At 71.9% G+C, this 13,009-nt stretch carries 12 protein-coding genes and 1 riboswitch; of the genes, 3 read left to right on the top strand and 9 right to left on the bottom strand.

What is annotated here, in order from left to right:
- Positions 1-41: 41 nt before the first annotated feature.
- From FJQ57_RS13790 to FJQ57_RS13780, 3 genes are all read right to left on the bottom strand, one after another.
- Complete coding sequence (locus tag FJQ57_RS13790; RefSeq protein ID WP_170219438.1) at positions 42-3,548, bottom strand: Ig-like domain-containing domain; 3,507 nt, start codon at positions 3,546-3,548, stop codon at positions 42-44.
- Positions 3,549-3,669: 121 nt separating this feature from the next.
- On the bottom strand, positions 3,670-3,948 hold the full coding sequence (locus tag FJQ57_RS13785) for an Lrp/AsnC family transcriptional regulator (protein WP_139981195.1): 279 nt from the start codon (positions 3,946-3,948) through the stop codon (positions 3,670-3,672).
- 4 nt (positions 3,949-3,952) lie between these two features.
- Positions 3,953-5,713: a DEDD exonuclease domain-containing protein gene (locus tag FJQ57_RS13780; protein ID WP_139981193.1), complete on the bottom strand. Its 1,761-nt coding sequence runs from the start codon at positions 5,711-5,713 to the stop codon at positions 3,953-3,955.
- A gap of 121 nt (positions 5,714-5,834) precedes the next feature.
- Between FJQ57_RS13780 and FJQ57_RS13775 the strand changes: the two genes are divergently transcribed.
- From FJQ57_RS13775 to FJQ57_RS13765, 3 genes are all read left to right on the top strand, one after another.
- The gene (locus FJQ57_RS13775; RefSeq protein ID WP_139981191.1) at positions 5,835-6,050 is read left to right on the top strand and encodes a hypothetical protein; all 216 of its coding nucleotides are present in this window, start codon (positions 5,835-5,837) and stop codon (positions 6,048-6,050) included.
- Positions 6,051-6,196: 146 nt separating this feature from the next.
- Positions 6,197-6,366, top strand: a riboswitch (cyclic di-AMP (ydaO/yuaA leader).
- Between the two features lie 11 nt (positions 6,367-6,377).
- On the top strand, positions 6,378-7,361 hold the full coding sequence (locus FJQ57_RS13770; protein WP_139981189.1) for a C40 family peptidase: 984 nt from the start codon (positions 6,378-6,380) through the stop codon (positions 7,359-7,361).
- Between the two features lie 64 nt (positions 7,362-7,425).
- Complete coding sequence (locus FJQ57_RS13765; protein ID WP_139981187.1) at positions 7,426-8,652, top strand: hypothetical protein; 1,227 nt, start codon at positions 7,426-7,428, stop codon at positions 8,650-8,652.
- Positions 8,653-8,671: 19 nt separating this feature from the next.
- On the opposite strand, the gene FJQ57_RS13760 is transcribed toward FJQ57_RS13765, so the two are convergent.
- From FJQ57_RS13760 to FJQ57_RS13735, 6 genes are all read right to left on the bottom strand, one after another.
- Positions 8,672-8,842, bottom strand: coding sequence for a Flp family type IVb pilin (locus tag FJQ57_RS13760; protein ID WP_170219437.1), 171 nt, complete (start codon positions 8,840-8,842; stop codon positions 8,672-8,674).
- 113 nt (positions 8,843-8,955) lie between these two features.
- A complete protein-coding gene (locus FJQ57_RS13755; RefSeq protein ID WP_139981183.1) occupies positions 8,956-9,150 on the bottom strand; it encodes a Flp family type IVb pilin in 195 nt (64 codons plus the stop codon).
- A 372-nt stretch (positions 9,151-9,522) separates the two neighbouring features.
- Positions 9,523-9,717, bottom strand: coding sequence for a Flp family type IVb pilin (locus tag FJQ57_RS13750; protein WP_139981183.1), 195 nt, complete (start codon positions 9,715-9,717; stop codon positions 9,523-9,525).
- 149 nt (positions 9,718-9,866) lie between these two features.
- On the bottom strand, positions 9,867-10,517 hold the full coding sequence (locus FJQ57_RS13745; RefSeq protein ID WP_139981181.1) for a response regulator transcription factor: 651 nt from the start codon (positions 10,515-10,517) through the stop codon (positions 9,867-9,869).
- Positions 10,518-10,566: 49 nt separating this feature from the next.
- Complete coding sequence (locus FJQ57_RS13740; protein WP_139981179.1) at positions 10,567-12,090, bottom strand: sensor histidine kinase; 1,524 nt, start codon at positions 12,088-12,090, stop codon at positions 10,567-10,569.
- A gap of 4 nt (positions 12,091-12,094) precedes the next feature.
- A complete protein-coding gene (locus tag FJQ57_RS13735) occupies positions 12,095-13,009 on the bottom strand; it encodes a type II secretion system F family protein (RefSeq protein ID WP_139981177.1) in 915 nt (304 codons plus the stop codon).

Below are 13,009 nucleotides of genomic sequence, written 5' to 3'. Positions count from 1 at the left end.
GGAGGACGCTACCGGGTGACCCGCCGAGCGCCCTGCGCGGATCAGCGCTTCGTGCGGAGAGTGACCGTCTGCGGCCGCAGTGCGTTGCCGCTCCCGTCGGTGATCCCGGCGCTGATGGTCATCCGGAAACTCTTGCCGCGGGGCAGCTTGCTCCGCGGGCGGACAACAGCCGACCGTCCGTCGGGTCGCACGGACACCGAGATCGGCACCGCCTTGGCGGAGCCGGAGCGGACCAGACGGACCGAGACCGCGGAGACGCCCCGGACACGCTCCGAGAATCGGACGGTCAGGGTCGGCTTGCGGGGGACGGTGCCTCGAGGTCCGACGGAGAGCACGGTCGGGGCCGTGGCGTCGACGACGAACGAGCGGTAGCCGCTGGCGCCCACGGGTCTGCGGCCCGCGTCCAGGGCCACGACCCGCCACTGGCGAACCCCGGTGGCGAACGCCGTGGTGGGCGCATAGGCGTTGGCCGCAGTCGTGAACGATCGAGTCCGCGTGCCCTCGCGGACCTCGAGGAGGTACGTCGTCGCACCGGGGACGAGGGACCAGGAGAACAGCGTCCTGGACGCGGGCACCGCGGCTCCTGGCGCGGGCAGCGCCGCGCTCGGACTGGCGCCCGGGTTCGTGAACCGGCGAGGCTCGGACCACGCTCCCAGGTTGCCGACCGAGTCGACACGACGAACGCGCCAGACGTAGGGCAGAGCGGAGGCCGGGATGACCTGGTCCCAGGTGTAGGCGGTCTGCGCGGTCCTCGCGGTGAAGAGCACGTTCTCCGCGGAGAAGTTGGCGTCGTTGTTGGCCGCCACCTGCACCTGGTACGCCTGGGCGTAAGCCTGCGGGGCCCACCGCAGGGGGATCGACCCGCTGATTCGCGCTCCATTGATCGGTTCGCGCACCGTGACTTCGGGCGCCTGCTTGTCGACCAGGTAGGTCTCAGACCAGGTGAGACGGTTGCGGGTGTCGTCCGGCCGAGCATCGGCGGCCCTGACCCGCCAGAAGACCGGGCCGTCGGGATAGAGCGTCAGGTGGGACGTGTACGTCGGCTGGTCGACGACGGCGCTCTCGAGCAGAGTCGCGAACGACCGCACCGACGACACCTGGAGCTCGTACTTCTGCGCTGACTGGTTGGACTTCTCGCCGGTCTCCGACCACACCGTGTCGCCGTTGGTGTCGCGATAGTCGCGCCAGCTGAACACGACCTCCGAGCCGTCACCGGTGCCCGCCGTCGCAGTACCGCCCTCGATGGCCGGCGACTTCTTGCGGAAGCGGTTGGTGGCCAGGCTGGTCGACGCTGACACGGGGTCGGCCGCGCAGTGGGTCACCGACTTGCAGGGCCTGACGTGCCAGTAGTAAGAGGCCCCGGCGACGCTGTCCTCCAGGGTGGAGGCGCGAGCCTTCATGGTCGGGGTGAAGATGGTGTTGCTGGTCGCGCTCATGGCCGTCGTCGCCTCGACCAGGTTGGTGAAGCGGTCGTCCTGTGCCACGTACACGACGTACAATGCGGCGCCTGGCACCGGGTCCCAGCTCAGGACCGGGGTAGACGGCACGTCCTCGCAGGGAACTGATCCAGCGACCGTGCTGCCGACGCATCCGTCGCCCGCGACCAGGGTGTCGCCGTCGAGGGCCAGCATCTGCCCTGAGACTGCGGCGAGCGGCTGGATGCTGAACGTGTGTGCCGGCCCCTCGACGGAGCCGGTCGCCATCGTGGCGGTGACGCGCCACTCGTAGGTCCCGGGTGCCAGGAGGAGCCTCGAGGTCTCGGTCACCTCGTTGTAGGCCAAGGCCTCGTTCATGAGCTCGGCGTTCTGGTCGATGGTGATGTTGGTGCCCGGCCGGAAGATGCGGACGGAGTAGGACTCTGCGCCGGGGTATGGCACCCACGCAAAGCTTGGTGTCCGCAGGTGTGGACCAGTCCCGGATGTGGCCTCGAGCGGCTGTCCCGGAAGCGCCGGGACCTGGTCCGACACCTGGAAGGAGTTGCTGTAGCCGAGCGATCCCGGCTGTGCGTCGACCTCGGTCGCAGCCACGGACCAGCGGAAGGGGCCGTCCTTCGCCTGCAGCTTCCGCGTCGGCGTGTAGGAGGAGCCGTACGTCGTGGCTCGGACGACCTGGCTCCCTGCCCGGTTGAAGATCCTGACGTCGTAGGACTGGGCCTGCGACTGCTGGAGCGGGTGCCAGCGGAGCGTCGGGACGTCGACGACCTCGCCGTTCGTCGGACTGAAGCCGTCGGGGGCGAAGGTCTCGGGTTGGTAGACGAAGGCCTGGGTCGCGGAGAAGAGTCCCTGTACGCCGGGCACGACCTCGCCGGACTTGCGGAACGGCAGGTCGAGCGGACGGACGCGCCAGTAGTTGGTCCGGCCCAGGTCCGGATAGCAGAGCTCGGGGCGCACGGAGCCGGTACTGAGGTTCAGGGCGAACTGGCCGGGCGTGTAGGTGGTGGCCGCCGTCTGGCACGACTCGAAGGTGTCGGGCGAGAAGTTCGGGTCGTCGCCGACCTGGAGCTCGTACTGGGTGGCGTGGGCGACGGCCGTCCACTGGAAGAAGAGCGGATCTGCGACCTGGTCCGTCGTGGACAGCGGGTAGACCGGCTCGGGTGCGTCGTTCCACGAGCGCCGGAACGTGTTGAGCGACGACGTCCACGCCGACTTGACGCTGGCGTCGCTCGAGACGGCGCGCACCCGCCAGAAGTACTGGTCGTTGTTGTCGTACGTCACGACCGGCGAGTAGCGCGTGCCTGTCATCTTCGAGCGCGTGTCCACGATCCCCGCGAAGTCTCGATCGGTGCTGACCTCGAGGTCGTAGTAACGGGCGCCGGCGACCGGGCGCCAGTCCAGGACTACGTCGGTGAGATCGGCACCGGCGGCCGGGCTCACGATCTCGGGCGTCGCCAGTGCGCCGACGCTGAAGGAGCGCGCAGCGGAGAACGCTGACTCGATGCCCGTGCTCCGCACAGCCTTGACCCGCCAGAAGTAGTCCTTGCCGGGTGACAACGGGTCCGCAACGACCATCGACCCGGCCTGCGTGTCGTACTCCTTCGCACCAGCGAAGCCGATCTCGTCGTCGAGCTGGACGACGTACCGGACCGCGCCGGGGACGGTCGTCCACTGCAGCAGCGGGGGCTCATCGGGCTGGGGGAGCGGCGCACCGTCGGTGGGGGCCGTCAGCGTCGGGGTCGGGGTGCGGGCGACGGTCAGCTCGTCGGTCGACCAGGCCGAGCCCGACCGGTCGCTACCGACGGCACGGACCCGCCAGTACTGGGTGCCGGCCGCGAGCACCGAGGTGTGGGCGTAGGAGGTGTTTGCGGTTCGTGCGGTGACGTCCGGGGCGCTGAAGTCGGGGTCGGCGTCGATCTGCACCTCGTACGTCGTCGCGGCGGCGCTCGGACGCCACTGGAGCACCGGCAGGCCGGCCTGGACCTCGCCCACGGCTTGGAGTCCCGAGGGGGAGGCCGGCGCAGCCGAGGCCGTGGGGAACGAGACCAGGAGCGAACCGACAGCGACGGTCAAGCTGGTGATGCCGGCGACGGCCGGGCGTGGGGGGAGCGGCACGGGTGATCCCTCGAGAGACGACGCGAACGCCTCACGGTAGGTCGGCCGCGGGGTCCATGGGGGCCCGCTAGTCCCAAAGGACTACGGAAAAGGGCTGGTCGGGCACCGACCGCCCGGGAGCTCAGTCGAGACCGAGGGAGAACGCCGACTCGAGGTCGTGCCGGGAGTAGGCCCGGAACGCGATGTGGGTCTCGGTCTCGCGGACGCCGTCGACCTTGTTGACCCGGTCGGCGACGACGGCGGCGACGTCGTCGTGGTGGCGGACCCGGACCATCGCGATCAGGTCGATCTGGCCGGTGACGGAGTAGACCTCGGTCACGCCGTCGAGGGCCGCGATCGCCTCGGCGACCTCGGGGATCCGGTCGACCGCGGCCTTCACGAACACGATGGCGGTGATCATGGCGTCACCCTAGTGCGAAGGCGGCGGGCTCGACCGCGGCGCGTTGGCCGTGCCGGGGGAGCTCGCGGCCGGCGCCGGCGACGGGGCAGGTCCACTCGCCGTCGACGTGGACCAGCCGCACGCCGGGAGCCTCGAGCCAGCGCAGGACGCGCTCGGTCTCCTCGGCGGTCGCGACGGGGGTCGGCCCGGCCGTGCCGTCGGGCGGGAGCACGGTCTCGGCGCCGTCGCGCAGCGCCGCCACCCAGGCGTGGGCGTCGGCCCCCGGCGGGATGACGCCGGCGGCGGCGAGCCGGCCCCAGCGCACGACGTGGACCGACCAGTGGCCGTCGTCGTCGCGACGGGTGGCGACGAGCTCGGGGCAGCGGGTCAGGGAGGTGAGCCGCTGGGTGCGGGCCGCCGCACGGACGAACGAGGCGAGCCGGTCGCGGTGGACCCCCGCCTCCTCGAACCGCTCCTCCGCGGCCAGCGCAGCCATGCGCTCGTTGACCACGTCGACGACGTCGTCGGGGCGCTGCAGGAGGGTCTCGCGGAGCTGCCGGACGACGGCGGCGTAGGTGTGCTCGTCGACGCTGCCGTCGCAGGGCGACAGGCACCGACCCATCTCGGCGAGCACGCACGGCGCGCGGCTCGGTCGCCGTCCGAGCCGGCCCGTGCACTGCCGGACCGGGAAGGTGTCGTGCAGGGCCGCCAGGCACTTCTCGGCGCTGCTGCGGGAGGAGAACGGCCCGAGGTAGTCGGCGTCGTCGTCGAGGACCCTCGGCACCATGGACAGGCGGGGCCACGCCTCGCGGGTGAGCTTGACGAAGGTGGTCTTCTCCGGGAACTTCGAGCGCCGGTTGTAGGGCGGCTTGTGCTCGGCGATCAGGCGCAGCTCCCTCACCTCGGCCTCGAGGGGCGTGGCGCACTCCACGGCGTCGACCCGGTCGGCGAGACGCACCATCTCGCCGATGCGCGAACGGGTCTCGGAGGCGGTGAAGTAGGACCCCACGCGCTTGCGCAGGTCGCGCGAGGTGCCGACGTACAGGACCTTGGCGGAGGCGTCGCGGAAGAGGTAGACGCCCGGAGCGTGGGGGAGCGCCGCGGCGAGGTGACGCTTGCGCCGCTGCTCCGGGTGGACCCGTGACGAGAACGTCTGCAGCTCCTCCAGCGTGCTCACGCCCTGGGCGCCGACGCGCTCCATCAGCCCGTGGAGCACGTCGACGGTGGCCCGGGCGTCGGAGAGCGCCCGGTGGTTGGGCGTGGTGGCGGAGCGGAAGACCCGCGCCAGCGAGGACAGCTTGTGGTTGGGGGACTCGTCGCGGGTCACCACGCGGCGCGCGAGTACCGCGGTGTCGAGGACGTCGAAGGCCGGCCAGGGGCGCTGCTGCTGCTCGGCGAAGTGGCGCAGGAAGCCGACGTCGAACGGCGCGTTGTGGGCCACCAGCACGCACCCCTGGGCGAACTCGAGGAACGCCGGCAGCACCGACTCGATCGGCGGGGCGTCGACGACCATCGAGTTGCTGATGCCGGTGAGGACCGCGATGAACGCCGGGATCTCGGCGCGGGGGTTGACCAGGGTCTGGAACTCCCCGAGGACCTCGCCGCCGCGCACCTTGACCGCGCCGATCTCGGTGATCATCGACCCGCCCTGGGCCGAGCCCCCGGTGGTCTCGAGGTCGACGACGCAGAAGGTCAGGTCGTGCAGCGGACGACCGAGCTCGTCGAGCGTGCGCTGGGCCTCCCAGCGCACCGCGGCGGCTGCGGAGGGGGCGCTCGCCGTGGTCATGCCCGGGACGGTAGGCGGGACCGCCGACAGTCCTGGTGGCGACACCCCGCTCGGGACGGATGGGGCGGGTGGGACGGCCGTGGCAACGGGTTGTGTCGGAGGTCGGTGCCAGCCTCGGGGCATGACGACGAGGATCGACTGCGACTCCTGCTTGGTCCGGGGCCTGGCCTGCCACGACTGCGTGGTCACGGTGCTGCTCGGACCACCCCCCGAGATCGCGCCGCTGACCATCGACGACGACGAGCAACGCGCTCTCGACGTGCTCGCCGACGGCGGACTGGTGCCGCCGCTGCGGATGGTCCGGCCGGTCGCCGGCCCCGAGGTGGAGTCCGCCTGACCTGGGGTCCGGCCGGTGATCCGTGGGGCTGGTGGGACGTGTGAGGTGGGCCACGCCGACGATGGGACGGACATTTGGCGGGGTCCCGACCGGCGGACTACCGTGCTGCTCCAGGTGTTCGTGGAGCTGGGCCCGACCGGGCCCACGCGGACACCGCGCTGAGTCCCTGGTCGCGAGCGGCCGGGGAGCCGGGGAACCACACTTCTGGGGTGAATCTCCCGCAAGGCACCACCGCGAGCGGTGGTGAGGAGCGGGAGTAGGGCAGGTCGTGCCCGAATCCGTCAGCTCACCCGGTAGGCGTACGACTCGCAAAGGAACCACCACGCTGTGACCAGCCCCCGGGTGCGCCTCGCCTCCGTGGTCTCCGGCCTCGCGGTCGCCGCGACGCTGGGCCTCGTGCCCAGCTCGCCCGCCCAGGCCGAGCCCGACATCGACGACGTGCAGTCGCGCGTCGACCGGCTCTACCACGAGGCCGAGCAGGCCTCGGAGCGGTTCAACGACGCGCGCATCGAGCTCGCCGACCTGCGCAAGGACCTCACCTCGCTCCGGGCCGACGAGAAGCGCGCCGAGGACTCCCTCGACACCCTCCGCACCCAGGCCCGCCGCGCCGTCCTGCGCCAGTACGGCGGCCCCGACCTCGGTGTGCTCGGCGAGGTCGTCTCCGCGGGCAGCACCGACGACCTGCTCGACGACGTCTCGACGATGGCCTCCTTCCAGGAGGTCCAGCAGGGCATGTTCGACGACTACAGCAACGGTCTCGAGGCGCTCGACATCCGTCGCGACGCGACCGAGAAGCGGATCGGCCAGGTCGCCGAGCTCGAGGAGCAGCTCGCGGACGAGAAGGAGACGATCGACGACAACCTCGCCGACGCCAAGGCCCTCCTCGACCGGCTCAAGGAGGAGGAGCGCCGCAAGCTGCTCTCCCGCGGCAGCACCCGTGTCCCCTCCGACGTGCCCGCCTCCGGCCGCGCGGCCGCCGCGGTCGAGTACGCGATGGCGCAGGTGGGCGACGCCTACGTCTTCGGCGCAGCCGGTCCGAGCGCCTTCGACTGCTCCGGCCTGACCATGATGGCCTGGGCGCAGGCCGGCGTCGGCCTCCCGCACTCCTCGAGCATGCAGTACGGCACCGGCACCCGGGTGGCGGCCTCCGACCTGCAGCCCGGCGACCTCGTCTTCTACTACAGCCCGATCAGCCACGTCGGCATGTACATCGGCAACGGCATGATCGTCCACGCGGCCAACCCGAGCAGCGGCGTCCGCGTGGCCCCGCTCAACTCGATGCCGTACGTCGGCGCGGTGCGCCCCGGCTGAGGGTGCCGTCCTGAGCGACACCCCGCCCGGTTCCAGCGACAGGACCGGCCGCCCACGTTGGTGGGTGGCCGGTCCTTCGCTGTTGCTCGTCGCCGTCGTCGGGCTGGTCGCCTGGTGGGCCTGGCCCTCCGACGAGCCGTACGTCGCCGCGCCCCCGCCCCGCGCGGGCGCCGAGGTCGACCCGGCGGGGGCCGCCACCACCCTGCAGCGGCTCGTGGCCGCGATCGGGGACTACGACCGGGACGCCGCCCGGGCGCTGGCGGCCCCCGACGACACGGCAGCCGCCGCCCTGCTGGGCGACCTCACCGACACGGCCGAGTCGACCCGCCTGACCGACCTCACCATGCGCTACGTCGACGCCGACGGGGCGGTCGCGGCCGACGGCACCTGGTCGGCTGCGGTCGACGTCGGCTGGGCCTACGGCGGGTTCGACACCGCGCCGACGACGACCGAGGTGCGCCTGCGTTTCCGGTCCACCCCCGACGGCGTGGCCGTGGCGGGCGTCGGCGGCGGGCCAGCCGGGGGAGGACAGCGCACCCCGGTGTGGATGAGCGGGCCGATGCAGGTGAGCCGGAGCGACGACGTGCTCGTCGTCGCCGCCGCTGGGACCGACCTGGCGACGTACGCCCGGCGGGCGCGGGCGGCCATCCCGACGGTCTCCCGGGTGCTCACCGAGTGGACCCCTCGCCTGGTCGTCGAGGTGCCGGCCGACGGGGCAGCCCTGGAGGCGGCGCTCGGCACCGAGGCGGGCTACTACGCCCAGATCGCGGCGGTCACGGGGTCCGGCGGTGACACCGAGGCCGGCGCCCCCGACCACGTCTTCGTCAACCCGAGCGTCTTCAACGGCCTTGGGCAGCAGGGACAACAGGTGGTGCTCGCCCACGAGGCCGTGCACGTCGCGACCGACGCCCCGCAGAGCCAGGCTCCGACGTGGCTCGTCGAGGGCTTCGCCGACTACGTCGCCCTGCGCGAGACACCCCTGCCCCTGCGGCGTACGGCGCGCCAGGCGGCGGCGCAGGTGCGCGACGAGGGCCTGCCCACGGCACTGCCGACCGCGGCGGAGTTCGACACCCGAGGACCGCACCTCGGGGCCGTCTACGAGGCGTCGTGGGTGTTGTGCACCGCGCTGGCCGACCGGGGCGGCGATGCCGACCTGGTGCGCTTCTACGACGCGGTGAGCGGCGGAGCGCCCGTTGCGGGGGCGCTGCGGGCGGACTTCGGGTGGGACGAGCGGCAGCTGGTGGCGGCCTGGCACGACCGGCTGGCGGCGCTGCCCGGGGCCTCGGCGTGAGCTGGGGAGGCCGGCGGCCCTAGCGGCCCAGGGAGGCGAAGGCTTCGACGGCCGACTCGTAGAAGCCGCGCACGTCGTCGCCGAGGGTGAACACGGTCGCCGCAATCACGACGGCGATGCCGAAGGCCAGGAGGGCGTACTCGGACGCCGTCGCGCCGCGCTCGCCGGCGTTCGGCCGGGTGGGGGTCATGACGCTCCTCGCGGGGGTCTGGCTGTGAGGACAGGGTGGGCTTGAAGACCGACGAGGCGGACCCCCATTGCAGGGTGTCCGCCTCGTCATGACTCGGGGAGAGCGACCTGAGATCAGGGGGTGCGCTCGCCGACCTGGCCCTCGACGCCGTCGAACATCCCGGAGAGGGTGTCGCCGAGGGCGAAGACGGCGATGATGATGGCGATGGCGATGCCGGCGACGAGCAGGCCGTACTCGACGGCGGAGGCGCCGCGGTCGTCGGTGTTGGCGAGGCGGGCGCGGAGCTGGATGCGGGCGTAGTCGAGCATGGTGGTTCTCCTGGTCTGTGCTGGTGGGGGGCGGCCCCGGCGCTGGTGTGCCGGTGTGGCCTGACATGGAGAACTCTGCCGGGTCCGGGGGCTCGTCACATCGGGTCGCCGTACGGACCGGGGTAGCCCCTTCGGGCCATGGGGTGCGTGCGCTTGTCGGGCCTGGCCGGCGCGGGTCTGGCCGGTTCGGGTCTGGCCGGTTTGGGCCTGGCCGGTTCGGGCCTGGCCGGTTCGGGCCTGGCCGGCTCGCTGGCTGGGTCAGGTGGTCGTCGGGCGAGGTTGTGTTGCTGATGTCTGGAAAAACGTCAGGAGGCGGGCCCGGGTGGGGTCCGCCTCCTGGTGGATCTGGTGGATCTGGTGGAGCTGGGTTGATCAGGGGGTGCGCTCGCCGACCTGGCCCTCGACGCCGTCGAACATCCCGGAGAGGGTGTCGCCGAGGGCGAAGACGGCGATGATGATGGCGATGGCGATGCCGGCGACGAGCAGGCCGTACTCGACGGCGGAGGCGCCGCGGTCGTCGGTGTTGGCGAGGCGGGCGCGGAGCTGGATGCGGGCGTAGTCGAGCATGGTGTTCTCCTGGGTGCTGGTGGGGGGCGGCCTGCGGGGCTGGTGTCCCTGGCCTGACATGGAGAACTCTTCCGGTTCCCGGGCCCCGTCACATCGGGTCGCCGTACGGACCCGAGTAGCCCGTCCGGACTACCGTCGCTGCGCGTCCGTCACCGCTCGGTGGGTTGGATCGACGACAGCAGGCCGATGCGCATGGCGGTCACCAGGGCCTGGGCGCGGTTGGCGGCACCGAGCTTCTGGTAGATGCGGGCGATGTGGGACTTGGCGGTCGACTCGCTGAGGTAGAGACGTTCGCCGATGGCCGCCGCGCCGAGCCCGTCGGCCAGCAGGAGGAGGACGTCGTGCTCGCGCTCGGTGAGGCTGGTGGACTCGCCCGACGCCCGCCGCATCATCGCGCCCACGAGGCCCGCGCAGACGAACGCCCGTGGCGACACCTTGGCGTGGCGGGCGGCCTTGACGACCTCCGAGGAGGGCGCGTCCTTGCCGACGAACCCGGACGCTCCGGCCTGCATGGCGGCGAAGATCTGGTCGTCACCCGAGTGCATGGTCAGCACGATGACGCCGGTCTCGTTGCTCGTCTTGCGGATGCTCCGCACGATGTCGAGCCCGGTGCCGTCCTGCAGCTGCAGGTCGGCGATGACGACGTCGGGCGTCAGCGCCTCGTACTGGGCACGGGCCTCGGCCACGGAGCCGGCCGTGCCGACGACGTCCATGTCGTCCTCGAGGTCGATGACGGCGCCCAGGCCGCTGCGGATCAGCTCGTGGTCGTCGACGAGCAGGACGCGGATCGGCTCACTCATGTTGTCACTCTGTCCTCGGGATCCCCTTCAGGGAAGGGGTGGGGGGCGGTCACCGGGGGGACCCGATGCGGACGGCGACGGAGAGCCCGCCGCCGGGGGAGTCGTCGATGGCGAGCTCCGCGCCGACGAGACGGGCGCGCTCGCGCATGATCTTCAGGCCGTGCGAGTCGCTGCGGCCCTTCTGCAGGCCGCGCCCGTCGTCGGTGACGGTGATCAGGGCGGCCGGTGCGTGCACCTGGCAGTTGACCTCGATGGTGCTGCACTGGGCGTGCTTGATGGCGTTGTTCATCGCCTCCTGGGTGATCCGGAACAGCTCGGCCTCGACCTCGGGCCGCAGCCGGGTGGAGTGCTCGTCGAGCGTGACCTGGATGGGGATGCGGGAGGACTCGCTGAGGTGACGGGCCACGGTGCTGATGGCAGCGCCGAGGCTCTCCGACTCGCCGATGCTGGTGCGCAGGGTCAGGACGGACTGCCGGACCTCGGCGACGATCTTGGTGATCCGTTCGCGCAGCATCGCGAACGCCTTGGCCTGCTTCTCGTCGGCCGGACGCGCTGCCAGGGCGTCGACGAGGTAGCCGAGAGAGGCGATGTCCTGCGCGACGCCGTCGTGCATCTCGCGCGCCAGACGCTTGCGCACGTCGGCCGAGGCCGCGTCGCGAAAGTCGGAGAACAGCAGGGCGGTGTCGAGCTGGACTGACTTGGCCCGCAGGTCCTCGGGCAGCCGCAGGATGGTCCGCTCGACCTCGGGGACGTCGAGCTCGGCCTGCTCCGCCAACCGACCCGCGGCCACCACGGAGTCCCCGATCGGGAAGGCGAAGGTGTGGTCGTGCAGCACCGGGGCCGACCGCGCCCACGACTCCACGGCGAGTTCCTCCGCGTCGTCGAGCACGTGGGAGTCGCCGTGGTCACCCGAGACCAGGGGCACCAGGGACTCGCCCCGCGGCCGGTAGATGCCCACCGCAGTGGTCGGCAGGTGGTCGCCGATCTCGGCCAGCAGCGACCCCGCCAGGGTGCTCACGTCGAGGCCCGAGCTGAGGTCGGTGGACAGGTCGAGCAGCTGCCGGATGAGGCGCTGGGCGTCGAGGTACGGCGCCAGCTCGTCGACGGCGGCGCCGACACCTGCGCTGACGAAGGTGCCGATCATGCCCAGCCCCAGGCCCGCCAGGACCCAGGTGAAGATGGCGAAGCCCTGCTCGGCGGTGATGGTCTGGTGAGCGACCAGCGCGGAGACCACGACGGTGACCAGCTCGGCACTGATGGCCAGCCAGGTGCCGAAGAGGCCACGGACCACGCCGCCGACGAACGGCGGCAGGGCGAGGGCCAGGAGGAGCGTCTGCGTGCTGGCCAGCGCCGCCCCGCAGATCACGCCGATGGCCGCCGCCTCGAGGATCGAGACCGAGTAGGTCAGCCCCGGACGGCGCTCCAGCAGGCTGGCCGCCAGCCACACCACCGCCGCCGCGCCGAGGCACGCGAGGCCGACGCCGTCGCGGTACCAGAGGATCGGGCCGACGAGGGCGAGCACCGCGAAGCCGCGTGCCCCCGCGGTGACGACCCAGAGCCGGCTCGTGGTCATCGGCTCAGAAGTTGTCGAGGAACTGGAGCACAGCAGGCCCCAGGATCACGATGAACAAGGTCGGCAGGACGCAGAAGATGAGCGGGACGGTGATCTTGACCGGGACCTGCTGCGCCTTGGTCTCGGCCCGCTGGCGCCGCTTGACCCGGATCTCGCCCGACTGCACGCGCAGGACCTGGCTGATGGGCACGCCGAAGCTGTCCGCCTGCACCATGGCGCCGACGAAGGAGTGCACCTCCTCCACGGTGGTGCGCTCGGCCAGGCTCTTGAGGGCCTCCCGGCGCGACCGGCCGATCTGCATCTCGGCCAGCATCCGGGCGAACTCGTCGGCCAGCGGACCGTCGGTGTTGCGCGCGACCTGCTGGCAGGCCGCGTCGAACCCGAGACCGGCCTCGACCGAGATGGTGAGGAGATCGATGGCGTCGGGCAGGGCCCGCGCGATCTTCTCCGACCGGTCGTACGCCGCCTGGTAGAGGTAGGCGTTGGGGGCGAAGAAGCCGAGCACCAGGCCGCCGAGCGCCATCAGCAGCAAGAGTGGGGCGCTGACCCCGAACACCAGTGCGAGGAGCAGCCCGGCAGGTCCCCCCACGAGTGCGGCCAGCACCTTCAAGGAGGTGACCCGCTCGACGCTCCAGTCGTTGGGGTTGCCCGCGAAGTCGAGCTTGCGCCGAAGCCGCGCGTCGGTGTCGGAACCGGTCAGACGCTTGCCGATGCTCAGCATCTTGGCTTGGACCGGCTCGACGACGCGCTCCGAGAACGGCCGGTCGAGCTCCTTGGTCAGCTCCGCGGGGGCGGCGGTCATGGCCTCCAGGACGGCGAGGGACTTGTTCACCCCGCGGTCCGACTCGGGCGTCATGGCGGCGTAGGCGATCCCGATCGCGCCGATGACGAGGACCATTCCCAGGATGAGGAGCAGCAC

The sequence above is a fragment of the Nocardioides litoris genome (genome assembly GCF_006346315.1).
Classification (GTDB): Bacteria; Actinomycetota; Actinomycetes; order Propionibacteriales; family Nocardioidaceae; genus Nocardioides; species Nocardioides litoris.
Note: the sequence above shows the minus strand (reverse complement) of the source record. Positions and strands in the feature narration are given on the sequence as shown.